This window comes from Glycocaulis abyssi, assembly GCF_041429775.1.
In the GTDB taxonomy this organism is placed as follows: Bacteria; Pseudomonadota; Alphaproteobacteria; order Caulobacterales; family Maricaulaceae; genus Glycocaulis; species Glycocaulis abyssi.
The window spans coordinates 1,053,845-1,076,339 of the sequence record NZ_CP163421.1 but is presented as its reverse complement, the minus strand read 5'-3'; the positions used below and the strand labels follow the sequence as shown (position 1 = coordinate 1,076,339).

24 protein-coding genes are annotated in these 22,495 nt (G+C 64.3%); 10 read left to right on the top strand and 14 right to left on the bottom strand.

Features of this window, described 5'->3' with window-relative positions:
• Window positions 1–36: 36 nt before the first annotated feature.
• Window positions 37–2,055: a PhoX family phosphatase gene (locus AB6B38_RS05305; RefSeq protein ID WP_371394732.1), complete on the top strand. Its 2,019-nt coding sequence runs from the start codon at window positions 37–39 to the stop codon at window positions 2,053–2,055.
• A gap of 5 nt (window positions 2,056–2,060) precedes the next feature.
• Here AB6B38_RS05305 and AB6B38_RS05300 read toward each other — a convergent pair whose 3' ends face one another.
• Genes AB6B38_RS05300 through AB6B38_RS05285 form a run of 4 tightly spaced genes read right to left on the bottom strand, consistent with a single transcriptional unit; the run spans window position 2,061 to window position 5,148 of the window.
• Window positions 2,061–2,885, bottom strand: coding sequence for an alpha/beta fold hydrolase (locus AB6B38_RS05300; protein WP_371394731.1), 825 nt, complete (start codon window positions 2,883–2,885; stop codon window positions 2,061–2,063).
• 7 nt (window positions 2,886–2,892) lie between these two features.
• Window positions 2,893–3,480, bottom strand: a complete 588-nt coding sequence (locus AB6B38_RS05295; protein WP_371394730.1) for a TetR/AcrR family transcriptional regulator — start codon at window positions 3,478–3,480, stop codon at window positions 2,893–2,895.
• Between the two features lie 40 nt (window positions 3,481–3,520).
• Window positions 3,521–4,504 (bottom strand): NAD regulator, encoded by a 984-nt coding sequence (locus tag AB6B38_RS05290; RefSeq protein WP_371394729.1) that lies wholly within the window; start codon window positions 4,502–4,504, stop codon window positions 3,521–3,523.
• Window positions 4,501–5,148, bottom strand: coding sequence for an HD domain-containing protein (locus AB6B38_RS05285; protein WP_371394728.1), 648 nt, complete (start codon window positions 5,146–5,148; stop codon window positions 4,501–4,503). Before AB6B38_RS05285 ends, AB6B38_RS05290 begins: the two co-directional genes overlap by 4 nt.
• Before the next feature lie 95 nt (window positions 5,149–5,243).
• Here AB6B38_RS05285 and AB6B38_RS05280 point away from each other — a divergent pair, with 95 nt between their 5' ends.
• The 6 genes from AB6B38_RS05280 (at window position 5,244) to AB6B38_RS05255 (ending at window position 11,901) form a co-directional block, all read left to right on the top strand.
• Window positions 5,244–6,083 (top strand): universal stress protein, encoded by an 840-nt coding sequence (locus AB6B38_RS05280; protein WP_371394727.1) that lies wholly within the window; start codon window positions 5,244–5,246, stop codon window positions 6,081–6,083.
• A gap of 1,120 nt (window positions 6,084–7,203) precedes the next feature.
• Window positions 7,204–8,913 (top strand): 30S ribosomal protein S1, encoded by a 1,710-nt coding sequence (gene rpsA, locus AB6B38_RS05275; RefSeq protein WP_371394726.1) that lies wholly within the window; start codon window positions 7,204–7,206, stop codon window positions 8,911–8,913.
• A gap of 151 nt (window positions 8,914–9,064) precedes the next feature.
• Window positions 9,065–9,349 carry an integration host factor subunit beta gene (locus tag AB6B38_RS05270; RefSeq protein ID WP_371394725.1) on the top strand — a complete coding sequence of 95 codons (285 nt, stop codon included), beginning with the start codon at window positions 9,065–9,067 and terminating at the stop codon, window positions 9,347–9,349.
• An 87-nt stretch (window positions 9,350–9,436) separates the two neighbouring features.
• Window positions 9,437–9,853, top strand: a complete 417-nt coding sequence (gene mscL / locus AB6B38_RS05265; protein WP_371394724.1) for a large conductance mechanosensitive channel protein MscL — start codon at window positions 9,437–9,439, stop codon at window positions 9,851–9,853.
• A gap of 40 nt (window positions 9,854–9,893) precedes the next feature.
• The gene (locus AB6B38_RS05260; protein WP_371394723.1) at window positions 9,894–10,538 is read left to right on the top strand and encodes a phosphoribosylanthranilate isomerase; all 645 of its coding nucleotides are present in this window, start codon (window positions 9,894–9,896) and stop codon (window positions 10,536–10,538) included.
• Window positions 10,539–10,689: 151 nt separating this feature from the next.
• Window positions 10,690–11,901: an ammonium transporter gene (locus AB6B38_RS05255; RefSeq protein ID WP_371394722.1), complete on the top strand. Its 1,212-nt coding sequence runs from the start codon at window positions 10,690–10,692 to the stop codon at window positions 11,899–11,901.
• A 65-nt stretch (window positions 11,902–11,966) separates the two neighbouring features.
• On the opposite strand, the gene AB6B38_RS05250 is transcribed toward AB6B38_RS05255, so the two are convergent.
• From AB6B38_RS05250 to AB6B38_RS05225, 6 genes are all read right to left on the bottom strand, one after another.
• The gene (locus AB6B38_RS05250; protein WP_371394721.1) at window positions 11,967–13,031 is read right to left on the bottom strand and encodes a hypothetical protein; all 1,065 of its coding nucleotides are present in this window, start codon (window positions 13,029–13,031) and stop codon (window positions 11,967–11,969) included.
• Complete coding sequence (locus AB6B38_RS05245) at window positions 13,032–14,177, bottom strand: beta-ketoacyl-ACP synthase III (RefSeq protein WP_371394720.1); 1,146 nt, start codon at window positions 14,175–14,177, stop codon at window positions 13,032–13,034. It abuts the gene before it with no gap.
• A 157-nt stretch (window positions 14,178–14,334) separates the two neighbouring features.
• Window positions 14,335–14,544, bottom strand: a complete 210-nt coding sequence (locus AB6B38_RS05240; protein WP_371394719.1) for a hypothetical protein — start codon at window positions 14,542–14,544, stop codon at window positions 14,335–14,337.
• An 11-nt stretch (window positions 14,545–14,555) separates the two neighbouring features.
• On the bottom strand, window positions 14,556–15,134 hold the full coding sequence (locus tag AB6B38_RS05235; RefSeq protein ID WP_371394718.1) for a DNA-3-methyladenine glycosylase I: 579 nt from the start codon (window positions 15,132–15,134) through the stop codon (window positions 14,556–14,558).
• 65 nt (window positions 15,135–15,199) lie between these two features.
• On the bottom strand, window positions 15,200–16,468 hold the full coding sequence (locus AB6B38_RS05230) for a DNA polymerase IV (RefSeq protein WP_371394717.1): 1,269 nt from the start codon (window positions 16,466–16,468) through the stop codon (window positions 15,200–15,202).
• On the bottom strand, window positions 16,447–17,355 hold the full coding sequence (locus tag AB6B38_RS05225) for an ROK family protein (protein ID WP_371394716.1): 909 nt from the start codon (window positions 17,353–17,355) through the stop codon (window positions 16,447–16,449). The genes AB6B38_RS05230 and AB6B38_RS05225 overlap by 22 nt, the downstream gene beginning before the upstream one ends.
• Window positions 17,356–17,532: 177 nt before the next feature.
• Here AB6B38_RS05225 and AB6B38_RS05220 point away from each other — a divergent pair, with 177 nt between their 5' ends.
• Window positions 17,533–17,898, top strand: a complete 366-nt coding sequence (locus AB6B38_RS05220; RefSeq protein WP_371394715.1) for a response regulator — start codon at window positions 17,533–17,535, stop codon at window positions 17,896–17,898.
• A 17-nt stretch (window positions 17,899–17,915) separates the two neighbouring features.
• Window positions 17,916–19,277: a PleD family two-component system response regulator gene (locus AB6B38_RS05215; RefSeq protein WP_371394714.1), complete on the top strand. Its 1,362-nt coding sequence runs from the start codon at window positions 17,916–17,918 to the stop codon at window positions 19,275–19,277.
• Between the two features lie 48 nt (window positions 19,278–19,325).
• Here the strand turns inward: AB6B38_RS05215 and rpmG are convergent, their stop codons facing one another.
• The gene (rpmG, locus tag AB6B38_RS05210; protein ID WP_009800672.1) at window positions 19,326–19,493 is read right to left on the bottom strand and encodes a 50S ribosomal protein L33; all 168 of its coding nucleotides are present in this window, start codon (window positions 19,491–19,493) and stop codon (window positions 19,326–19,328) included.
• Between the two features lie 230 nt (window positions 19,494–19,723).
• On the opposite strand from rpmG, the gene AB6B38_RS05205 reads away from it, so the two are divergent.
• Complete coding sequence (locus AB6B38_RS05205; protein WP_371394713.1) at window positions 19,724–19,951, top strand: hypothetical protein; 228 nt, start codon at window positions 19,724–19,726, stop codon at window positions 19,949–19,951.
• 13 nt (window positions 19,952–19,964) lie between these two features.
• Here the strand turns inward: AB6B38_RS05205 and AB6B38_RS05200 are convergent, their stop codons facing one another.
• Genes AB6B38_RS05200 through AB6B38_RS05190 form a run of 3 tightly spaced genes read right to left on the bottom strand, consistent with a single transcriptional unit; the run spans window position 19,965 to window position 22,495 of the window.
• Window positions 19,965–21,131 (bottom strand): MFS transporter, encoded by a 1,167-nt coding sequence (locus AB6B38_RS05200; RefSeq protein ID WP_371394712.1) that lies wholly within the window; start codon window positions 21,129–21,131, stop codon window positions 19,965–19,967.
• Between the two features lie 9 nt (window positions 21,132–21,140).
• Window positions 21,141–21,773 carry a hypothetical protein gene (locus tag AB6B38_RS05195; protein ID WP_371394711.1) on the bottom strand — a complete coding sequence of 211 codons (633 nt, stop codon included), beginning with the start codon at window positions 21,771–21,773 and terminating at the stop codon, window positions 21,141–21,143.
• On the bottom strand, window positions 21,770–22,495 hold the full coding sequence (locus AB6B38_RS05190) for an NUDIX domain-containing protein (protein WP_371394710.1): 726 nt from the start codon (window positions 22,493–22,495) through the stop codon (window positions 21,770–21,772). The genes AB6B38_RS05195 and AB6B38_RS05190 overlap by 4 nt, the downstream gene beginning before the upstream one ends.

Sequence of the window (22,495 nt, the reverse complement as noted above, 5' to 3'; positions counted from 1 at the left end):
TATCGCACCCCACGAAGAAACTCCCCGGAGCCTGCAATGACTGATCTTGCCACACGACTCGATCCCGATTTCGAGCCGGAAGCCAATGAGTCTGGAAATCGCCCCTTTGCTGACGTTGTGGAAGCACGGCTTTCCAGACGGGCGATTTTGCGTGGTGGCTTGAGCGTGACGGTTGCGGGCATGTTTGCCGCTCCGCTGGCAGCGTGCGGGGCGAATGAGGCCGAGGCGGCCTCTGCGGGCCCGACGCTCGGCTTTGACCCGGTTCCGGTCGACATCACGGACCGCTTCGTCGTGCCTGAAGGGTATGAGGCGAAAGTCATCTATCGCTGGGGCGATGCGATCAGCGGGCATATGCCCGCCTTCGGGCCGGACAATACCGGCGAGGATCAGGCCCATCAGGCCGGCATGCACCATGACGGCATGCACTTCTTTCCGATCGAGGGCGATGATCCGTGGGAGGGGAGCTCCACCGACGGGCTACTGGTGCTGAACCACGAATATATCGAGCCGCGCTTTTTGCATTATGGCTCGGCGCAGGGCAGCGAGCTGCAGACTTGGGCAACGCCCAATCACGCCGGGCCGCGCGACGCTGACCACGTCCTCAAAGAGCTGAACGCGCATGGCGTCTCGGTCGTGCGCATGCGCGATGACGGCAATGGCAACTGGGCAATCGTTCCCGATCCGCGCAACCGGCGTATCACCGGCCTGACCCGCATGGAGATTGCGGGGCCTGCGCGCGGTCACGCCAAGATGGCGACGCTCTACAGCCCGGAAGGCACCCACACGCGTGGCACGCTGTCCAACTGCGCCCACGGCGTCACCCCGTGGAACACCTATATGGCGGCGGAAGAGAACTGGTCGGGCTATTTCGTCAATCTGGATGGGGAACTGCCGCGTGAACATGCCCGCTACGGCGTGCGCACCGATGTTGGCCGTCATAACTGGCATCTGGCCGATGATGGCGGGGACGGGTTTGTGCGTTTTGATGCGTCAACGAAAGCCGACAGCGCTGCCGGTGATTACCGCAACGAACCCAACATGTTTGGCTGGATGACGGAAATCGATCCGTTTGATCCGGACTCCACGCCGGTGAAGCGCACCACGCTTGGCCGCTTTGCCCATGAAGGTGTCGTTTTCGCCCCTGCCGAGGCGGGCCAGCCCGTGGTCTGCTATTCGGGCGACGATTCCCGCTTTGAATACATCTACAAGTTTGTTTCCGAAGGGCTTTATGAGCCCGGCGTGACGCGCGGAGACATCCTCGATACCGGCACGCTCTATGTCGCGAAGTTCAACGATGACGGCACGGGCGAGTGGTTGCCGCTGGTCTATGGCCAGAACGGCCTCGATGAGGGCAATGGCTTCACCGATCAGGGCGATGTCCTCATCAACACACGCACTGCCGCCGACATTGTGGGCGCGACCCCGATGGACCGGCCCGAGTGGGGCACGGTCGATTTCGACACGCGCGCCGTCTATTTCACATTGACGAACAATACCCGGCGCAGCGAGGACCAGACCGATGGCGTCAATCCGCGCGCGCCGAATGCCTTTGGCCAGATCGTGCGCTGGCACGAGGATGGCGATCAGACCGCCACGCGCTTCAACTGGGATCTGTTCGTGGTCGCTGGTCCTGAAAGCGACAGCCGCGACATGAACGGCAATCCGCTCGACGACAACAACATCTTCTCCAGCCCCGACGGGCTGTGGATGGATGCTGACCGGCGCCTCTGGATTCAGACCGATATTTCCGAAGGCGTGATGTATCAGGGCAATCACGTCCCGTTCGGTAATAACGCCATGCTGGCGGCCAATCCGGAGACGGGTGAAATCAAGCGCTTCCTGACCGGCCCGGTAGGACAGGAGATTACCGGCGTAGTCACGACGCCCGATCACCGCACCATCTTCGTCAATGTTCAGCACCCCGGCGCGACAACCTCGCCGGAGGACTTCGCCAGCGGCAATTTCGACAGTCACTGGCCGGATGGCGGTGACGCGCTGCCGCGCTCGGCCACGGTGGCGATTCGGCGCCTTGATGGCGGGATTATCGGGGCGTAGGGGCTTTACCCCCGCACCCCGTCCAGAAAGCGCGCCACTTCGGCCAGGACGCCGGGGTCACGCAATACGCCGCGATGGCCAAGGCCGGGCCTGATGTCCAGCCTGGCACCCGGCCAGTGCTGTGAGGCTTTTTCGCCTGCACTCGCAGGGACGATCACATCCCTGTCGCCGTAGATGAAAAGCGCGCGGGCCGTCATGGCCGGTGCGTCGCGTGCGATGTCAAAGCGGGAAATGGGGGTTTTCAGCCGCGTCTCGATACCGTCCTGCATCAGCCTGATCGCGCGCCCCGACAGCCCCATTGATCCGGCCTGAAACGCGATATTGTCGCTAAGCGAGCAGGGCGAGGCCAGCGCCACGAAGGCTTGCGGGACAAGCTCTCCCTCGCTCATCGCGATCACCGACGCAGCAGCGCCCATGGAGTGGGCAACGACGGCGAAGGGCTGGCCGAGCGTGGCGGCGGCCGCACCAATCCCTTCGGCAAAGAGCGGCAGGGTGGCAATCTCGCCCTCCGAAGCGCCATGAGCTGGCCCGTCAAGCAGCACCACGCGAAAGCCGCTGGCCAGCAGGTGCTCTGCCTGGCTGGTGAGATCGGCTGCGTCGGCCTCCCAGCCGTGCTGGAAGAAGACGGACGGGCCGGTGCCGCCGGTATAGATGCGCTGGCGGCCAAGCGGACCCTCGATCCATCCTGCCTCCAGCGTTGCCAGAAACTCCCGGCCCGTATCGGTCTGCTGGCGCACACGCGGTCGCACGAAGCGGCTGGCCACCACATCGCGAAAGCGGCGCGGCGCGATAACGGCCATCGTGTTGGCCATGGCAATCGATACTTTCATGGCCGGATCAGGCCCGTGCGCTGTCAATTAGGGCGGTGAAGCTGGCGCGGGTCAGCCGTCCGGCCTCGTCGCGCCCCTGAACCACGGACCAGGACTGACAGCCCACACCAATCGCCTCGAACTGGAAGGCGAAGCGCTTGGCGTCGGTAGTGGCGGCAAATCCGCCCTCGTGGATGGCCAGCTTGGCGAGGCGCTCCACCCAGTCTGTCCAGCCGCGCCGTGCCTGCCGGGCCAGCTCAGCCGCTTTGGGTGTCAGGGCCGGGGCTTCAAACGCGGCCTGCAGGATCGGGCAGGGGCGCGATGGGTCGCGCAAGAGCCAGTCTGTCCAGTTCGCGCCCAGCATTTCGATACGCGCCAGCGTACCGCTCTGCTGGCGGGCAGGCTCGACCACCTGCTGGCGGAATTGCTCGATGGCGGCTTCGATCACCGAGATCTGCAGCGCTTCCTGGCCGCCGAAATGGGCAAACAGCCCGCTTTTCGACATGGAACACGCCTTGGCCAGATGGCCGATGGACAAGGTGGCAAGCCCGCCGTTGGACATCTCCTCCAGCGCGGTTTCGACGATACGGGTCCGGGTGGATTTTTCGTGTGGCATGCCGCTTATGTGCGAACGTTCGTTCGCATTGTCAAGCGATCTACTTCAGCCGGGGTATGGCTAGTCCCAGCGCCGGGCCCGCGCTGACGGCCTCCTTGCGGAAGCGGTAAAGCTCTGCCGGGCGTCCGCCCGTGCGCGCCTCGAACCGGCCCGTGCCTTCGACGAAGCCTGCCCGGTCGAGCGCGCGGCGGAAATTCTGCTTGTGCAGGGCGAAACCGGCTATGCCTTCCACCATGCGCTGCAACTCGGATAGCGTGAAGGTGTCGCCCATCAGCTCGAACACGACCGGGCGGTATTTCACCTTGCCGCGCAGGCGCGAGATGGCGGTCGCCAGGATGCGCCGGTGGTCGGACGCCATGATCTGTCCGGTTCCGGCAACTGCGAGTACCGGTTCGCCCTGATCGCGCGCGGCTTCTGCCACCAGCCCTGCTTCGTAGAGCAGCTCATACCGGTCGAGCGCGCGCTCCTCGTTCCAGACAAGGCCATCAAGGGCGAAATTGGTGCGTACCCGCTCCAGCCGGGCGGCGCGGCCGCCCGGAGCGCCCGCCTCATCGGCCCAGCTGCGCAAGGCAGGCGCCAGCAGCTCATCGATCACGGGCGGGCGGCCATGGCGATGGTCTTCCCACGGGAAGAATTCGTTCCAGCTTGCCCAGCGCGCGCCAAGGCCCGACAGCTCGCGCGCTTCACGGGCAAGGCCGAGATAGCCCAGCGAGATCACGCGTGCACCGGCCGCGCCCGTGAGCGCCGCCAGCGGGGCTTCGCGCCCACGGTCGCCGAATGTGTAGAGCTGCTCGACATAGCCGAGCTCGAACCCGGTCTGGCCGCGCACCCATTCGCGCAGACCGATCTCAAATGTGCGGTGAGCGTCAGGGTCGAACGGGCCGAAGGGCAGGGCGGCTTCCGGCGTCGCCAGCCCTTGCGTGACCAGCACGCGCGGCTCGCCGTTCTCGCTGGCAAAGATCACGGCGTTCAGGCCGACCACCAGACCCTTGGATACCGGAAGGGGCGGACGCGACGGGCTCATGGCCGCCCTGCCTTTCGCCCTGCCGGACGGTCTTCCTCGTCCATGGCGAGCAGCAGCGCCTCGAAGCGCGCGACATAATCGCCCTGAACTTCTGCCGTGGAGCGCACGGGTATGTCTACCCGCAAACCCAAAGGCGGCTTGCCGAAAAACTCGCGTGCGTCTTCCACGCTGAACCCGGCCAGCTGCACCGCCTCGAAGAAGGCGCACAAACGGTCCGCCTTCTTGATCGTGGTCTTCACATATCTGGGTAATTGGGCGGGCAGGCCGAAGCGGGTGTGCACGGCGCGCTCCAGCTTTGCCTCGAAAGCCTGATAGTCGAAGCCGAGCGCGCTCTTGAAGGGCGAGATCATGTCACCGATCACATATTCGGGCGCATCGTGCAGCAGGGCGGCCATGCGCCATTTTGCCGCCCAGGACGGCTCAAGCTCGCCGCACAGGCGCTCCACGATCAGGCTGTGCTCGGCGACTGAAAAGGCGTGTTCGCCCAGCGTCTGCCCGTTCCAGCGTGCCACACGCGCCAGACCTTGTGCAATATCCTCGATCTCGATGTCGAACGGCGAAGGGTCCAGCAAATCGAGACGCCGCCCGGACAGCATGCGCTGCCAGGCTCTGGGCGGGGGCGTGGATGTCTTGCGTTGAGCCATGTGGGTAATCATGTCGCGGGGCCAGCTTCTCCTCTCCCGGTCTAGAAGGAATTGGCGTAAGTTCAAGCACAAGGACACGCACACGGAGGCTGGCCATGAACCCCGAACGCATTCTCGTAGCCTTGCAAGGTGATGAAGCCGACGACACGCCGCTGGCGGCCGCCATGGCGCTGGCCCCGCTGATAAAGGCCGATATCCGCGCCGTATTCGTGGAGCCGGACCCGGCCAGCTACATGCTGTGGACCGGGCCGGGCGCAGCCGGCGCTTCGGTTGTCACCAGCGCCATTGAAACCGTCCGCGAGGAGGCGGCCAAGGCCGCGATCGAGGCTGAGGCGCGCATGAAGCGCCATCTCGAAACGCTGGACGACCGGGGCGTGAATGCCTCCTTCCGCCGTGTCACCGACAGCCCGTCGGAAGCCGCCCAGCAGGCAAGGCTGGTGCGCATGCTGGTCGCCTGCCCCGATGCGGCGGCTGGCAAGGGGCCGCTATCAGGCTTTACGGCGTCGTGCCTTGTTGACGAGGCGTGCCCGCTCTTCGTGCCGCGCGGCGGGGCGATACCGCCGAAGAAAATCTGCGTGGCGTGGGATGGCTCACGCGAAGCCTCGCGCGCGGCCTTCGCCGCCGAACCCTTCTTCACCAAGGGCGTGGAGGTGACGATCCTGCATAGCCCGAAAAATCTCGATTATGCTGACCGCGCAGCGGCCGCGCCCAACCGGCTGGCCAACTGGCTCGCCCCGCGCGGTATCAAGGCGAAGTCTCAAGCCGTGGAAGCCAAGGGCAGTCTGGGCGATGCGCTGCTTGAGGCTGCATCTGGCGCAGACCTGCTGGTCGCTGGCGCCTATGGCCAGTCACGCCTTGCCCAGTTCATCTTTGGCGGTGTGACGCGCACCCTGCTGGGGGCCAAGGACGGGCCGTCCCTGCTGGTCGCGCACTAGGGCCACCAACACCCCCATCCCCACCCGGTTCCGGAGTGAGGGTAAGGGACGGATGGCGCGGGCGGCCATGGGATGGCCAATCGCGAACGTTCAAACGGGCCCTCTCAAGGCCGCCCGCACGCAGGTGTTTCTTCAGCCGTGGCGGATACCTTACGCTGCTCCATAGCCGTAGCCTCCGTGACGTCAGCAAGCCCTCCCAAGGGTCAGCCGGTCCAGCTGGACCTGTATAGCCGTCCACAAGGGTGAGACGAGCCGCGCCCGCTACGGTTTTCCGCGTCGTCGGCCGCCTGAACCTGAGGATGCGCCCCGCGTCGATGCCCGGCATTGGCCAGACACCAGGGCGCACCCCGTCTCAAGTCACCGCTTCATCTCCCGGCCGGGACGCATTCCGGACCGCCGTCTTGCCGGAGATGAACGCTGGCTATTATGCCGCAAGTTCGCAGGAGGGGGATAAGTGGGGATTTATCCTCCGCCTTTGTCATCCTCCGGCCGAGCGTCAGCGAGGTCCGGGCCACCCATGCCATAGAGATTGCTTTTCCCTCGTCCTTCGAGACGTTCGCTACGCTCACCCTCAGGATGAGGGGAGAAGCAACCCCAAAGCCCTCATCCTGAGGGGCTTCGTCAGAAGCCGTCTCGAAGGACGAGGGCTTGGAAAAGAAAGCCGGAGGCATGGATCACCCGCATAAAGCGGATGATGACAGGGTGGCAGTGCTCGGAAAATGGGTTCCGGCTTGCGCCGGAATGACGAGTGCGAGGCACAAAATGCTTTCCCCCATGCACGCCGGGGAAACGCACTGGCGGGCGATGACAACAGGGGGCAACCTCTACCTCTCCCGCTTGCGCTTAAAGCCCTTATGGAGTAAGGACGCGCGCGCTTCGCTTCTGCCCGTTCGGCAGGCGGGGCGTTTAACCGGGCACGATTTTGTCATCGGCCCTCCGGCTCCTCCAACCCCCTTTCCTCTGAGATCGACGGGCCCGGAGCGCCGGGCACCGGTGGCAGGGACGTGTCCAGACTTTAACCATTCCGGCTGCGAGGGGGTGTTCCCCCAAAGCAGCAAGACCGCCGGAGACAACCGGCCGGCCGGAATACAAACGCATAAGCTGGAGACTGTCTTTTCGCATGAATGCTACATCTTCCTCTGCGGCTAGCCGCGACGATTTTGCCTCAATGCTCGAAGCGAGCTTTGCAGGCCGTGACCTTGTAGAAGGCTCTGTGGTGCGTGGCACCGTGACCGCCGTCGAACACGACATGATCGTGATCGATGTGGGTCTGAAAACCGAAGGCCGCATCTCGCTGCGCGAGTTTGCCGGCCCGGGCTCGACCACCCCCAAGCCCGGCGACGAGGTCGAAGTCTATCTGGAGCGCATAGAGAACGCGCTCGGCGAAGCGGTGCTGTCACGTGACAAGGCCCGCCGCGAGGAAGCCTGGGACCGTCTGGAGAAAATGTTCGAGGCCAAGGAGCCGGTCAACGGCGCCATTGTCGGCCGCGTCAAGGGTGGCTTCACGGTTGATCTGGGCGGTGCTTCGGCCTTCCTGCCGGGCTCTCAGGTTGATATCCGCCCGGTGCGCGATGTCGGCCCGCTGATGAACAAGGAACAGCCCTTCGCGATCCTGAAAATGGACCGTCCGCGCGGCAATATCGTTGTCTCGCGCCGCGCCGTGCTCGAAGAGTCGCGCGCCGAGCAGCGCGCCGAGCTTGTCGGCAATCTGGCCGAGGGCGAGACCCGCGAAGGCGTGGTCAAGAACATCACCGATTACGGTGCGTTCGTGGATCTGGGCGGTATTGACGGCCTCCTGCACGTCACCGACATGAGCTGGAGCCGCGTTGGCCATCCCAGCGAAGTGGTCGAGGTCGGCCAGACGGTGACGGTCCAGATCATCAAGATCAATAAAGACACCCAGCGCATCTCGCTCGGCATGAAGCAGCTTCTGTCCGATCCGTGGGACGCGGTGGCCGCCAAGTATCCGGTGGGCGCGACCTTTGAAGGCCGCGTGACGAATATCGCCGAATACGGCGCGTTCGTTGAGCTGGAATCGGGCGTTGAAGGTCTGGTCCACGTCTCTGAAATGAGCTGGACGAAGAAGAACATCCACCCCGGCAAGATCGTCTCCACCTCCCAGGAAGTCACCGTCATGGTGCTGGATGTGGACGAAGAGAAGCGCCGCATCTCGCTTGGCATCAAGCAGACCCAGCGCAATCCGTGGGAAATCTTCGCTGAAACCCATCCGGCCGGTACGGTCGTGAAGGGCGAGGTGAAGAACATCACCGAGTTTGGCCTGTTCATCGGCGTCGGCGAAGACATTGATGGCATGGTCCATCTGTCCGACATCGACTGGGACCGCTCTGGCGAAGAGGCGCTGGCCGACTTCAACAAGGGCGACATGGTCGAGGCCAAGGTGCTGGACGTGGATGTCGAGAAAGAGCGCGTCTCGCTGGGCATCAAGCAGCTGGCCGGCGATCCGATGGAAGATTCCGGCGGGTTCAAGCGCGGCGAGACCGTGACCTGCACCGTGACGGAAGTCACCACCGGCGGTATCGAAGTCAGCTTCGGCGAAGGCGGTCAGATGAAGTCCTTCATCCGCAAGTCCGACCTGTCGCGTGACCGTGCCGAACAGCGCCCCGAGCGCTTCTCGGTCGGTGACAAGGTTGATGCGCGCATCACCAATATCGACAAGGGCGCGCGGCGCGTATCTGTCTCCATCAAGGCCCTGGAAATGGCCGAGGAGAAGGAAGCGGTCGAGCAGTACGGCTCGTCTGAGTCCGGTGCGTCGCTCGGCGACATTCTCGGTGCCGCGCTGAAACAGCAGGACACCAAGAAGGACGAATAGTCCGCATCGATGCGTAAAAGGCAATGGCCGGACCTTTCACGGGTCCGGCCATTTTCTTTTGCCGCTTCCACTCTTTTTGCCTTGAAGTGATTGACCTTGGCCGGTACCCGTCCCAAGGTTCCACTCTTCGTCATCCCGGGGACGCGATACCATGATCAAGTCTGAACTGATCGAAAAACTGGCAGCCGCCAATCCGCACCTTTTCCAGCGTGATGTCGAGCGGGTCGTCAATTCGATATTCGAGGAAATCACCCAGGCGCTGGAGCGCGGGGAACGCGTAGAATTGCGGGGCTTTGGTGCCTTTTCGGTACGCAACCGTCCGCCGCGCCAGGGCCGCAATCCGCGCACCGGCGAAAGTGTGGCCGTGAAGGAAAAGCACGTACCCTTCTTCAAGACGGGCAAGGAATTGCGCGAGCGCGTCGACGGCAAGGCATAAAGCGCGCGTTTCGAGGCGGCGTTGCGGCTATGCGCCTGCAGCGAACCGGCCTAGGCTCCTTCCTGGATTCTCCGGGAGGGCTTTATCATGCTCAATGAATTCAAGACATTCGCGATGCGCGGCAATGTGGTCGATCTTGCGGTCGGCTTCATTCTGGGCGGCGCGTTCTCCACCATCGTCTCGTCCTTCGTGAACGATATCCTGATGCCACCGGTCGGCCTGCTTCTGGGCGGGGTGGATTTCACCGAACTCTTCGTGGCGCTGGACGGGGTGGAATACGCCTCGCGCGCGGCGGCGGCGGACGCCGGTGCGGCGACGATCAATTATGGCGTCTTCATCAACGCGGTTGTCAGCTTCATCATCGTGGCCTTTGCCCTGTTCCTGCTCATCAAGGGCATGAACCGGATGCAGGAGACGAAGAAGGACGAGACGCCAGCCGCGCCGCCCGCAAAGCCGCGCAATGAAGAGCTGCTCGAAGAGATCCGGGACCTGCTGAAGAAGTAGTCTCTTTTCTGGCCGCCGGGGGCGGGCTAGGACCGTCCCCATGAGCGTGCTTGTGAAAATCTGCGGGATGAGTGACGAGGCTTCGGTGAGGGCGGCCGTGGCTGCGGGCGCGGACTGGCTCGGCTTCATCATCTTCCCGAAAAGCCCGCGCGGCGTGTCACTGGCCGAGGCGGCGCGCCTGTCGGCGCTGAAAGGCAGCGCGAAATCGGTCGCGGTGCTCGTTGATCCCGATGATGCGCTGCTGGGTCAGGTCTTGCGCGTGCTTGCCCCCGACATCATCCAGCTGCACGGGCAGGAGAGCCCTGAGCGCTGCCTTGATGTGCGCAATTACGCGCGTGAGGGCGTGTGGAAGGCTGTACCGGTCAGCGGGGCAGCCGATGTGGCGCGCGCCAGCCGCTATGCGGGCTTTGCCGATGCGGTCCTGTTTGATGCCAAGCCGCCTGCAGGCGCGGACAGGCCCGGCGGCTGGGGCGAGGGCTATGATTACAGCCTTGTCAAAGGTTTTGACGCCTTGCCCTTCATCCTGGCGGGCGGTCTGACGCCAGACAATGTGACCGATGCCATCGCCGCGTCGGGCGCGATGGCGGTGGATACGGTGTCGGGCGTGGAGCAGGAGCCGGGGACCAAGGACACGGGCAAAATTGCAGCCTTCGTGCACGCCGCAAAGCGGGGCGTGGCCGGCTAGCCACCCCCGCCGTGCACGAATATCAGGCAGATGCGCCCAAACGCGCGGCAGGCCCGGCCTTGCTGCGGCGCAATACAACCCCGGACGCTGACAAGCTTCGACAGGCGGACGCACGCTTGGCGCATGTTTTCTGCCAAGGGGTAATCCGCACATGGAAGACGCTGCCTTCTCCGCAGGCGATACCGCCTGGATTCTGACCGCTTCGGCGCTGGTGCTGATGATGACCGTTCCGGGGCTTGCGCTCTTCTATGGCGGCATGGTGCGCCGGACGAGTGTGCTGTCTACCCTCATGCATTCGCTGGCCGCTGCGGTGCTGGTCACGGTCACCTGGATGCTGGTTGGCTATTCCCTCGCGCTGACGGGGGAGGGCGCGTTCATTGGCGGGCTGGACCGGCTGTTCCTTGCCGGGCTGGAGCCGGGAAGCGATGCGGACGGGCTGCCAGAGCCGGTCTTCATCCTGTTCCAACTCACCTTCGCGATCATCACGGTTGCGATCATTTCCGGCGCAGCAGCCGAGCGGATGAGCTTCAAGGCGTGGGTGATTTTCGTGCCGGTCTGGCTGCTGGTGGTCTATGCGCCGATTGCGCACTGGGTGTGGGGCGGCGGCTTCCTGGATGAGGCGGGCGTCATCGACTTTGCGGGTGGCGCGGTCGTGCACATCAATTCGGGCGTGGCCGGGCTCATTCTGGCGCTCGTGCTGGGTCCGCGCCGGGGCTGGCCGAAGGAAGGCCATCCGCCGCACAATCTCGTGCTCACGGTCATTGGTGCGGGCCTGCTCTGGGTTGGCTGGTTCGGCTTTAATGGCGGCTCGGCGCTGGCCGCAGACGAGATTGCCGCTCATGCCGCTCTCGTGACGCAGATTGCAGCCGCCATGGCGGCGCTGGTCTGGTGTGCGCTGGAATGGATCCTGCGCGGCAAGCCGACCGTTCTGGGCGCAGCCTCCGGCGCGGTGGCGGGTCTGGTGGCGATCACGCCTGCAGCAGGTTTTGTCGGACCGCAAGCGGCCTTTGCGCTGGGTGCGGCGGGCGCAGTCGCCGCCTATTTTGCGGTGACCGCCCTGAAAACGGCACTCAAATACGATGACAGCCTGGATGCGTTCGGCCTGCACGGGATTGCCGGGTTTGCCGGCGCGGTGCTGACCGGCGTGTTTGCCGTCGAAGCCATTGGCGGCACGCCGGGCGCGATCGAGGGCAACTGGATGCTGATCTGGACGCAGACCTGGGGGGCGCTTGCGGCGGTCGCGTGGTGCGCCATTGCCACTTTTGTCATTCTCTTCCTGATCGGGCGCGTGGTGAAGCTGCGCATCGAGGAAGAATACGAAGTTACCGGGGTCGATATCGCGCTGCATGGCGAGAGCGCCTGACGACCCTGGTTTACCGGTCCTCCCTGACTAAAGCCCCGCCAGTTCGCTGGCGGGGTTCTTTTTTGTCAGGATGTCAGGGCCAGCGCGGTCTTCAGCATCGCCACCAGCGCGCGCGGCGAGGTGGTTTCCTGATTGGAGTGGTAGTTCACCGTAGGCACTTGCAGGCTGGCCCCGGTGAACTCGCCCTTTGACTGGGCCGCGATCTTGCCAAGCTCTGTAACCCCGATGCTTTTGAGCGGCTGGCCACGGCGCGCGCGGGCGGCATTTTCGGCCTCGATGAAGGCATCCTTGAAGATGATGGGCGCGCCTGCGCTCGCGGCTGCGCGCTCTACCCTTTCCACCATCGCTTCGTGGAAGCTGGCACTGGCATCGCGCCGCCGCAGGATGACGGCGCCTGCCAGCATCGCCGCAGAATCCTCAAACGGGCTGGTATCCAGAACGACGATATCCTTGCGCGCGGACAGCGCTTCACCGGCCCATTGCAGGAAGTGCGCGGCGGAGCGGCCAATTTCCTCCTCGGCGGTGAAGACAATGACGCCGCCCAGCCCCAGCTCTGCCGCCATGCGCAGCACGGCGACCGACACGGGATTATCCAGCTGGCCGGAGACCTGGCCACCCGCGCTGCGATCCAGCGCGCGGGCAAAGCTCAAGGGTGTGCCGGCGGGCAGGGCGGGCATCCCGGTAATGTCCAGAACGATCCGGCCCTCGCCATCAAGCCGCGCGCCAGTGACATCGCCATAGGCCAGCCGTCCGCCTGTCTTGCGGTCATAGGCGAAGACCTCCTCGCCGCCATAGCGTTCATTGACGCGGGTGGCGAGCACCTGGCTGGCGACGGCGTCCTCGCCATATTTCTCGTTCTTGACCGCGTGCGCGGCATAGACCGACGCGCCGTCGGGTGCGATCACCGCGCCATGGCGGTCGATATGGGCGATGAAGACCGGGCCGGGCTTGCCGGTGTTGATAACGCAAAGATTGGCATGGCGCTCCGGCGTGAAGCCGAGCCCCGCAAAATCGCGCGCGAGATGATCGAGAAACGGTGTCTCGTGGCCAACGACGCTTGGAAAGTCCAGATATTCGTTGGTCTTGGCCAGAATCCGCGCGGCGAGATCGGTCTCGCCGGCCAGGTTCATCTAAAGCTTCTCCACAAAAACCGTGCCGGCGGAATAGCCCGCGCCGAAGGAGCAGATGACGCCCTTGTCGCCGCTCTGAAGATCGTCGGAATGGCGGTGGAAGGCGATGATCGAGCCGGCAGACGATGTGTTGGCAAACTCATCCAGAATGGTCGGGGCATCTTCGCCGCCGGCCTCGCGCCCGAACACCTTCTTGGCGATCATCAGATTCATGTTGATATTGGCCTGGTGCAGCCAGACGCGCTTCATCTGGTCCGGCTCAAGCCCCAGATCGTCCATGTGCTCGCGGATCATGTCGGAGACCATCGGCACGACCTCCTTGAACACTTTGCGGCCCTCCTGGACGAACAGCTTGTCATCCTTCGGCGAGCCGTTCTGCAGCGCCCGGTTGTCGCCCGTAGCGCGCTCGGTGCGGTTCAGGAAGCCGAAATTATTGCGGATATTGTTGGAGAACTGCGTTTTCAGGCGCGAGCCGATAATGCGCCAGCCACTTGTCCCCAGCTCCGCGCGTTCCAGCAGCACGGCTGTGGCCACATCGCCGAAGATGAAATGGCTGTCGCGGTCGCGCCAGTTGAGGTGCGCCGACGTGATCTCCGGGCTGACGACCAGTATGGCGCGGGCATTGCCCGCCGCGATCATGTCGGCGGCCGCCTGCATGCCGAACGTCGCCGAGGAGCAGGCGACATTCATGTCAAACCCGAAGCCGTGTTCCATCCCCAGCGCCATCTGCACCTCGATGGCCACGGCCGGATAGGCGCGCTGCATGTTGGAGGCGGCCACGATGATGCCATCCACATCGTCTGGCGTTTTACCGGCCCGCTCCAGCGCATCGCGCGCGGCGTTCGCGCCAATCTCGGCCAGTATCGCCAATTCGTCATTGGACCGTTCGGGGATGTTGGGCATCATGCGGGTGATGTCGAGTACGCCATCTTTTTCCACGACATAGCGTGATTTTATGCCCGATGCCTTCTCGATGAACTCGGCAGAAGAGGGGGTCAGCGCCTCCAGCTCGCCGCGTTCGATCTCGCCGGAATGCTGGGCGTTATAGCGCTCGGCATAGGCGTTATACGCCACGACCAGCTCTTCATTGGATATGGAATGGGGCGGCGTCCACAGACCTGTGGCGCGAATGACGGCTTCACTCATCGGTTTCCCCGAACGATTCCTGATCGCTATCTCATTACCCTAGCCTTCACACTGGTATGGTGTCGACCATTGTGAGGCGGGTGGTGGTTGGCCATAGCCGATTATGGCTCTGCGTGCATGTGGCTTGCACACAACAAAAGATGGCCTTTCGCGCGATTCAGCCGTTACGGCGGCCGCTGATGACGCGGTGAATGGGTTGCGGACGCTCGCGCACGACGCCGTCTCCGTCCGTGCACTGGTGTTCCAGAATGCCGGTAGCGCCGTGGCGTCCGCCCATCTCGCAAGTGCGGTCAAGCGCGTGGGCCGGTGGACGGTTGGCGCAGGCGGATAGTGTGAGAAGGCCAACGCCAAGAATGGCAAGTTTCAAGGCAGGTTTCATTATGACCTCGACAGGTTTTTCACTTCCTCATGGCGGTGACAGCTGACCAGATGGTCATTGACCAGCCCTGTTGCCTGCATGAAAGCATAGACGATGACGGGGCCGCAGAATTTGAAGCCTTCCTTCTTCAGTGCCTTGCTCATCGCCTGGCTGACCGGTGTTTCGGCGGGGACTTCCTTCATCGTGGAGAAACGGTTCTGCACCGGCTCGCCATCCACGAAGCCCCACAGATAGTCGCTGAAACCCTGCCCGCGCTCGCGCAAGGCGAGATACGCCTTTGCATTGCCTATCGAGGCTTCGATCTTGGCGCGCGAGCGGATGATGCCCGCATTGCCGAGCAAGCGGGCAATGTCGGCCTCGCCATAGCGCGCCAGCGTCTCCGGGTTGAAGCCGTCAAACGCCTCCAGAAATGCCTCGCGCTTGCGCAAAATGGTGATCCAGCTGAGGCCCGCCTGGAAGCCATCGAGGATCAGCTTGGCAAACAGCGCCTCGTCATCGCGCTCAGGCACGCCCCATTCGGTGTCGTGGTAATCGACATAGAGCGGGTCTTCGCCCGGCCAGGGACAGCGATGGATCATGTCGTGCATCCTTGTGTCGGTGGCCAGCCAAGCACCGAAGCGCCGGGCGGCCAAGTGAACAAACGCTAATTGTCCTTCAGGGAGCGCCCCTTGATGACGGCGGAGGGGCCAAAGCGGGCGCGGGCCTTGTCCATGGCGCGCTCGGCGGCGGCGCGTTTGGGCCCGTCCGGATCGAGAAGATCGCGCGCATCACCCGTGGCCGGTTCCAGATCGCTGAAACCTATGCCGATCAGCCGGTAGCGCGGGCCTTGGGCTTCCGCGCGCAACAGCTCGCGCCCGGTCCGGAACAGTGTGTCGGCCAGCTGGGCAGGCTGGGACAGGGTGCGCCGGCGTGTCAGTGATCTGAAGCCTTCCGTCTTCAGCTTCAGCGTGACAACGCGGCCCGCAATGCCTTGCGCCTTCATCCGGTCGGCCGCCCTCACGCAAAGCGGCCAGAGGCGCTTTTCCAGCTCGTCATGGCTGGCGATATCATCAAAGAAGGTGGTTTCAGCCGATACGCTCTTACGTTCCCCGTCGCGGGCGACCGTGCGGGTGTCGATGCCTTGCGCCAGCCGCCAGAGGCGCGCGCCCGACGGCCCGTGGCGGCGCATCAGCGCCTCCTCACCGCGGGCGATGACATCGCCCAGCGTTTTGAGCCCGTCGCGGTTCAGCGCCGCCGCAAAGGCCGGGCCGACGCCAAACACGCTCTGGACGGGGCGTGGACGCAGAAACTCTGCCGCCTCGGACTGGCCGATCACGGAAAACCCGTCCGGCTTGTCCAGCTCGGATGCCGTCTTGGCGAGAAACTTGTTATAGCTGAGGCCCACCGAGACAGTAACGCCCACGTCCGCCCTGATGCGCGCGGCCAGCTTCATCAGCGTGAGAGCGGGCGAAGCTCCATGCAGGCGCTGCGTGCCTGTCAGGTCGAGAAAGGCTTCGTCTATGGACAGCGGCTCCACCGCCGGCGTTACGTCCTCCATCATCTGGCGGATGCGCTTGCCCTCGGCTGCATAGACCTGCATGCGCGGGGGGATGACCACGGCATCCGGGCAGGCTTTGAGCGCCTTGAACATGGGCATGGCCGAGCGCACGCCGTGCAACCTTGCCACATAGCAGGCGGTGGCCACCACGCCGCGCTTGCCGCCGCCAATAATGACCGGCTGGTTGGCGAGGGACGGATCATCGCGCTTCTCGATGGAGGCGTAAAACGCATCACAATCGATATGGGCGATCGACAGCGTATCCAGCTCGTCATGGGCGAACGCCTTGCGCGAGCCGCACGCCCCGCATCGCGGCGGGCCCGCTGGCGCAAAACAGGTGCGGCAATATCCGCTCATCGCGCTTCCAGCGGCCATAGCCAGGCCGCCCCGCGCACGCCGGAGGAGTCGCCGTGCCGGTTCACCGCCACGCGGGTGCGGAACTCGTCGGTGAAGACGTGGGGCGCGAGGCGGGTTTCCAGATCGGCGGCCAGGCCGGGCAGGTTGGACAGCCCGCCGCCCAGCACGATCACGTCGGGGTCCAGCACATTGACGATGGTGGAGAGCGCGCGCGCCAGCCGGTCAGCGTGCCGGTCGAGCGTGGCCATCGCTTTCACGTCGCCTTGAGCGGCCTTTGCGGCAATCTGTTCTGCTGTGAGGCTTTCGCCCGTTACCCGCGCGTGGTCGCGGGCCAGCGCCGGGCCGGAGCACCAGCTTTCCACGCAGCCGAGGCGCCCGCACCCGCATTGCGGTCCGGGAATCTCGTCCGCTGAAGGGCGGGGCAGGGCGGTGTGGCCCCACTCGCCGGCGATAAGACCGCCGCCATCGTGGAGGCGTCCGCCGATGACGATGCCGCCGCCTACGCCCGTGCCTGCGATCACGCCAAACACGCAATGTGCGCCCGCGCCTGCGCCGTCCGTGGCTTCGGACAGGGCAAAGCAGTTCGCGTCATTGGCGCAGCGCACCTCCTGTCCCAGCGCGTCTGCCAGGTCGCGCTGCAGAGACTGGCCATTGAGATGGGAGGAGTTGGCATTGCGTACCAGCCCCGTGCGCGGATTGATCGAGCCGGGATGGCCGACCCCTATGCTCGCGGTTGTGCTGCCTGCGCTCTGGCGTATATCGGCGACAAGGGCGCGAATCGATTCGACGGCATCAGCGTAGCGGGACGCAGAGGCAATGCGCTTGCGGGTCAGAATGGTGCCGTCAGCGCCCAGCGCGATGGCTTCGGTCTTCGTGCCGCCCAGATCAACGCCGATGCGGATCATGCAGAATCCCCTGCCGGTCCTGATGTTGCCACGTTCTTATCTTGTTCCTTACCGGGTTCCTAGCGCCCGACTCATCGTTGATTAAGGAAAATGGTGTCTACTCGTCGGTGGATGGAAAAAGGTCCACGCCAAAGGCGGGGCAAATGGGGGAAGCGCGCGGTCGCCATGCTGCAGGTCATGTCCAAAAAAGTTCTGATCGTTGAAGATAACGAGCTGAACATGAAGCTTTTTCATGATCTGCTCGAGGCCCACGGCTACGAGACCTTCCAGACACGGGAGGGCTTGAAGGCCATTGATATGGCGCGCGAGCACCGCCCGGATCTTATCCTGATGGATATCCAGTTGCCGGAGGTCTCCGGTCTGGACGTCACCAAATGGCTGAAGAACGATGACGAGCTGGCCGATATCCCGGTTGTGGCCGTCACCGCCTTTGCGATGAAGGGTGATGAGGAGCGTATCCGCGAGGGCGGGTGCGAGGGCTATCTGTCCAAACCCATCACGGTGACGAGCTTTATCGAGACAATCCGGAAATTCATCGGGTAGGGAGGCGCAGGGAAGAGATGAGCGCGCGCATCCTCGTTGTCGATGATATCGAGACCAACAGGCGCTTGCTGGAAGCGCGCCTGTCGGCGGAATATTTTGATGTTGTGCTGGCGTCTTCCGGCCTCGAGTGCCTGGAAAAGGCGCGCGACACCATGCCGGACATGATCCTTCTGGACGTGATGATGCCGGGCATGGACGGGTTTGAAGCCTGCCGCCGCCTGAAGGCTGATGCCGCCACCCGCCATATCCCTGTCATCATGGTGACGGCGCTGGATCAGCGCGAGGACCGGGTGAAGGGGCTGGAAGCTGGCGCGGACGAGTTTCTCACCAAGCCGGTCAATGATGTTGCCCTGTTTGCGCGGGTGCGCTCGCTGCTGCGCCTCAAGGAAGTGCTCGACGAGCTGCGCCTGCGCCACGAGGCTACGCTGACCGATGATGGCGTTGAGGACGGTGATCTGGACGGCCCGGCGATTGTTATCGTGGCCGCTGGCGACAACATTGCCGCCGAGCGCCTGTCTGCCAAACTGCCCAAGGGTTTTGCGCCGCGCCCGATTGGCGATCCGGCAGGCGTGGTGAAGGCCGCGCGGGCAGGCGCCGAGCTGGTGCTGATCGATCTGGCGACGGCAAAGTTTGATGCGCTGCGGGTCTGCGCGCGCATCCGCTCTGACGCCGTAACCCGGCACACGCCGATCATCTGCGTTGTCGATCCCGACACGCCGCAGGACATGGTCCGTGCGCTGGATCTGGGGGTTAGCGATGTGGTGACGCGCCCGGTTGATCCGGGCGAGCTGGCGGCGCGCCTGAACACGCAGCTAAAGCGCAAGCGCTATGCCGAGCAGCTGCGTGAGCGTCTGGAAGAGAGCCTCGAGATGGCGGTCATTGATCCGCTGACCGGGCTTTATAACCGCCGCTATATGGGCTCACGCCTGCGTCAGGCGGTCGATGCATGGGAGGCGAGTGCCGAAACGGTCTCGGTCATCCTGTTTGATATCGACCATTTCAAGCGCATCAACGACACCTGGGGCCATCAGGCCGGTGATGAGGTGATACGTGCCTTTACCGAGCGGATGAACACCCAGCTGCGCGCGCTGGACATTGCCGGGCGTCATGGCGGCGAGGAGTTCATGGTGGTGCTGGCCGGTGCCACCCAGCGCGAAGCCACGGAAGCGGCAGAGCGCGTGCGGGCGGCCATCGCGCGCACGCCTTTCCGGATTTCCAGCGCCGGGGTCAGCGTGGACGCGACCACCAGCGCGGGCGTAGCCGAGATCATGCATGGCGATACGCCAGAACGCCTTGTCGCGCGCGCCGATGCCGCGCTCTATCAGGCCAAGGCAGCGGGCCGCAATCAGGTGATGGTGGCACAGAAAAAGGCCGCGTGAGCATCACGCGGCCTTCCTCAAATCGGCAAATGCGATAAAGGGGCAGATCTACTTGATCTTGCCTTCCTTGAACTCGACATGCTTGCGCGCGACCGGATCGTACTTTTTCAGCACGAGTTTCTCGGTCATGGTGCGCGCGTTTTTCTTGGTCACGTAGAAGTAACCCGTGCCAGCCGTCGAATTGAGGCGGATCTTGATGGTTGTCGGCTTGGCCATGTCACTCACCTGAAACTGGATTGCCGCGCCAGACCGGACCTGACGCTTCGCGAGCGCGCGAAAATACGCATGTTCGCTAGGGTGTCAATGGCGCTGTGTGCTCAGGCGCGCCAGCTTCTCAGCGCGATGGGCAGCGAAAAAGTGACGAACGGCTGATGAAACCGTATACTCACCTTGCGGCGTTGTTGATTGGCGTGATTTGCGCAAGTCAGGCGCTCAGGACAAGGCATATGGCAGACAACGTTACAAACGAGCTATTGCTGGAACATCTCAAGGCATTGCGGACCCAGGTGGGAACGCTGCAGAACGACATGTCTGACGTGAAGACCAGCCTTATCAGCCTGCGCCAGCACCTGACGGCATTCATGTCTACCGATGCCGCGCATGAGGGGGCGCTTGCTTCGCTGCAGGCGCGCTTGAACCGTATCGAACGCCGGCTGGAAATCTCCGAAACCTGATCGCCGGTGCTTCTCAGCGCCGCCAGCTTCTCAGCGCGATGGGCAGATAGATCGCCGCGATCACGCTCAGTGCCAGCAGGAAGCCGTGCGGGTTGATCCAGTCCATGGCCATTCCGCCCAGTGGCGGCCCGACCAGCGACCCTGAACCGTAGGCGAAGATGAAGGCGGCATTGGCGGCGGCGAGCTGGCCCGCCTGAACCCGTTCACCAATTACCGACAGGCCAACTGTGTAATAGGCGCTGGCAAGGCCGACATAGAGGAAGATGAGCGGGAAGAGGGCAAAGCCGAACCCGCTCGACGCAATGATGAAGAGCGGTACGGCCACGGCTGCCAGCGTAATCAGCGCCAGCGTGCGCATGCGTCCGGCCCGGTCGGCGAAGTTGCCGATCGGTATCTGCAGGCACAGCGCGCCCAGTGCGCCGGTCGTCATCAACAGGCCGATGAGTGTGGTCGTCAGTCCGGTGCGTTCGCCATAGACAGGCATCAGGGCAAAGAAGCTGTTCTCCAGCGCACCGAACAGAAACCCGGCAAGGATCGCTGCGGGAGCCAGACGTGCCGTGGTGAGCATGGCCAGCGGGCTGCCTTCATCCCGGCTGGGCGGTATCAGGCCCGGACCGCGGAGGAACAGCACCGGCAGCACACCGGCGGCGTAGATCGCCGCTCCGGCTATCCAGGGCGCCCAGCCTTCCGCGCCCAGCAGCGCCAGCAGAAGTCCGCCAGAACCGAACCCGGCTGACAGCACCGTCGCATATACAGCCAGCAATGATGCGCGCCGTTCAGGCTTTGCCAGCTGGTTGATCCAGGTCTCGCTGGCAATGAAGACGATGGTGACCGCGATGCCGATGAGGAAGCGCGTGCCGAACCACACCCACACCTCCCTCACGGCCGGGAAGACCAGTATGCCAAGGGCGATGACGGCCAGACTGGCGGCCAACAGGGCGCGCGGGCTGATCCGCGAGAACAGGCCGGGGATGAAAGGCGTTGCCAGGATCATCGCCAGCGCGGCGGCGGCGGCGTTGATACCTGCTTGCGCGCCAGAACCCGTCATCGCCTCCAGATTGAGCGAGATCAGCGGCATGAGCAGGCCGAACCCGCACCCGGCCAGTCCGCCGCACATTATCGCCACGAAGAGCGAACGGGTGCGGGCATGGGTGTCGCTGATGAGGAATGAGAGGGCCATGCGGCCAGTCTATAGCCCGGTCGTGCGCAGCCGTCCTGCCTGTTTTCTCACCTGCAGCGGCGTGATTATCACACCTGATGCGGCGGCCCTGGCCAGCGGAATGAACCCGGTCAGCTCCGGCTGGGCCAGACGCGCCTCCACCGCCTCTTCCTCGATCCAGACGGCGCGTCCGCCGGGGGCTACTGGAAACAGGGCCTGAACGGCGCGCGCCTGCGCAATGGCGAACAGGCGCAAATGCCAGCGTGTGCCATCGGGCCGGGTGAACACGCTGCGTCCCAGATAGGTCAGGCCCTGCCGGTCTGGCGCAAGCCCGTGGCGGGCGGCGCGCCCCCACAGGCCCGGCTGCGGCGGCAGTGTCACGGCTGCGTTGGCGGGTGATGCGAACAGCAGCCCCAGCTGCGCATGCGCCGCGCTTAACGCCGCGTCGGTGAAGGCGCGGGGGCTCAGGCTGCGAACTCCCAGCGCGCGCTGGGCTATATCGGGGCGTTCGCCCGCATGGACCACGGCACACGCATTTACTGGCGAAAACGCCAGCGGCAGCGCGTCTGGCGTTGCGGGCAGGGCGAAACGGCCTGTGGCACTGTCCACCACGAAAATACCGGCTGCGGGGCGTGCGCGCCTTGTGTTGCGCGGGGCGCTCATAGCTCGTCGACGCGCGGGCCTTTCGGCGTCACGCGCGCGCAGCGAACAGGGGCAGGGCCCTTCATGTGGCCAGCCAGTTCGGCGAGCACAAAGCGGGTGATGATGGGCAGATCCAGCGCGCCGGTATCCTCCAGAGAGACCCAGCGCACATCTTCCAGCTCGGCTGCCATAAAGTCATCGGCGGAAGCCGCTACCGCCTCTTCCGGAGCGCGGAAGAACCAGGCGTCAAACCGGCGCGGACGGCCGGGCGGCGTAATCGCGCGCGCTACCAGCTCCAGCGGTGCGGCGGCGGGGGCAAGGCCCGCTTGCGCGAAGGGTTCCCATTGCGGGCGTGCGCGGATGAGGGGTGCGCTCTCGCCGATCAGAAGGCCGGTTTCCTCTGCCGTCTCGCGTATGGCCGCTGCGGCTGCTGCGCGGGCGCGGCGCTCTGTCATGCAGCGGGTCAGCACGTCCAGCACCGGCTCGGCCGGTTCACTGGCCAGCGGGGCGTAGCCGTCCGTCCGGTCCACGCGTCCACCGGGAAACACGTATTTGCGCGGCATGAAGACATGCTCGCCAGAGCGGCGGCCGAACAGGATTTCGGTGGTCCCGTTGGCGCGCTCTCGGGTGAGGATCAGGGAGGCTGCCAGCGCAGGCTTGCGCACGGAGGGGTGCGGCTTCACGCCGGGGCGTTCATGGCCTTCCGAATGGCGTGTGGGGTCGAAAGGATTGGAGTTTGCCAC

Coding starts and splice junctions, on each gene's coding strand:
- AB6B38_RS05280 (WP_371394727.1), top strand. CDS start 5,244: ATGAACCCCGAACGCATTCTCGTAGCCTTGCAAGGTGATGAAGCCGAC.
- AB6B38_RS05200 (WP_371394712.1), bottom strand. CDS start 21,131: ATGGCCCTCTCATTCCTCATCAGCGACACCCATGCCCGCACCCGTTCG.
- AB6B38_RS05195 (WP_371394711.1), bottom strand. CDS start 21,773: ATGAGCGCCCCGCGCAACACAAGGCGCGCACGCCCCGCAGCCGGTATT.
- AB6B38_RS05270 (WP_371394725.1), top strand. CDS start 9,065: ATGATCAAGTCTGAACTGATCGAAAAACTGGCAGCCGCCAATCCGCAC.
- AB6B38_RS05255 (WP_371394722.1), top strand. CDS start 10,690: ATGGAAGACGCTGCCTTCTCCGCAGGCGATACCGCCTGGATTCTGACC.
- rpmG (WP_009800672.1), bottom strand. CDS start 19,493: ATGGCCAAGCCGACAACCATCAAGATCCGCCTCAATTCGACGGCTGGC.
- AB6B38_RS05260 (WP_371394723.1), top strand. CDS start 9,894: ATGAGCGTGCTTGTGAAAATCTGCGGGATGAGTGACGAGGCTTCGGTG.
- AB6B38_RS05205 (WP_371394713.1), top strand. CDS start 19,724: ATGGCAGACAACGTTACAAACGAGCTATTGCTGGAACATCTCAAGGCA.
- AB6B38_RS05245 (WP_371394720.1), bottom strand. CDS start 14,177: ATGAGTGAAGCCGTCATTCGCGCCACAGGTCTGTGGACGCCGCCCCAT.
- AB6B38_RS05235 (WP_371394718.1), bottom strand. CDS start 15,134: ATGATCCATCGCTGTCCCTGGCCGGGCGAAGACCCGCTCTATGTCGAT.
- rpsA (WP_371394726.1), top strand. CDS start 7,204: ATGAATGCTACATCTTCCTCTGCGGCTAGCCGCGACGATTTTGCCTCA.
- AB6B38_RS05230 (WP_371394717.1), bottom strand. CDS start 16,468: ATGGCCGCTGGAAGCGCGATGAGCGGATATTGCCGCACCTGTTTTGCG.
- AB6B38_RS05300 (WP_371394731.1), bottom strand. CDS start 2,885: ATGAAAGTATCGATTGCCATGGCCAACACGATGGCCGTTATCGCGCCG.
- AB6B38_RS05305 (WP_371394732.1), top strand. CDS start 37: ATGACTGATCTTGCCACACGACTCGATCCCGATTTCGAGCCGGAAGCC.
- AB6B38_RS05225 (WP_371394716.1), bottom strand. CDS start 17,355: ATGATCCGCATCGGCGTTGATCTGGGCGGCACGAAGACCGAAGCCATC.
- AB6B38_RS05290 (WP_371394729.1), bottom strand. CDS start 4,504: ATGAGCCCGTCGCGTCCGCCCCTTCCGGTATCCAAGGGTCTGGTGGTC.
- AB6B38_RS05220 (WP_371394715.1), top strand. CDS start 17,533: ATGTCCAAAAAAGTTCTGATCGTTGAAGATAACGAGCTGAACATGAAG.
- AB6B38_RS05250 (WP_371394721.1), bottom strand. CDS start 13,031: ATGAACCTGGCCGGCGAGACCGATCTCGCCGCGCGGATTCTGGCCAAG.
- AB6B38_RS05295 (WP_371394730.1), bottom strand. CDS start 3,480: ATGCCACACGAAAAATCCACCCGGACCCGTATCGTCGAAACCGCGCTG.
- mscL (WP_371394724.1), top strand. CDS start 9,437: ATGCTCAATGAATTCAAGACATTCGCGATGCGCGGCAATGTGGTCGAT.
- AB6B38_RS05215 (WP_371394714.1), top strand. CDS start 17,916: ATGAGCGCGCGCATCCTCGTTGTCGATGATATCGAGACCAACAGGCGC.
- AB6B38_RS05285 (WP_371394728.1), bottom strand. CDS start 5,148: ATGGCTCAACGCAAGACATCCACGCCCCCGCCCAGAGCCTGGCAGCGC.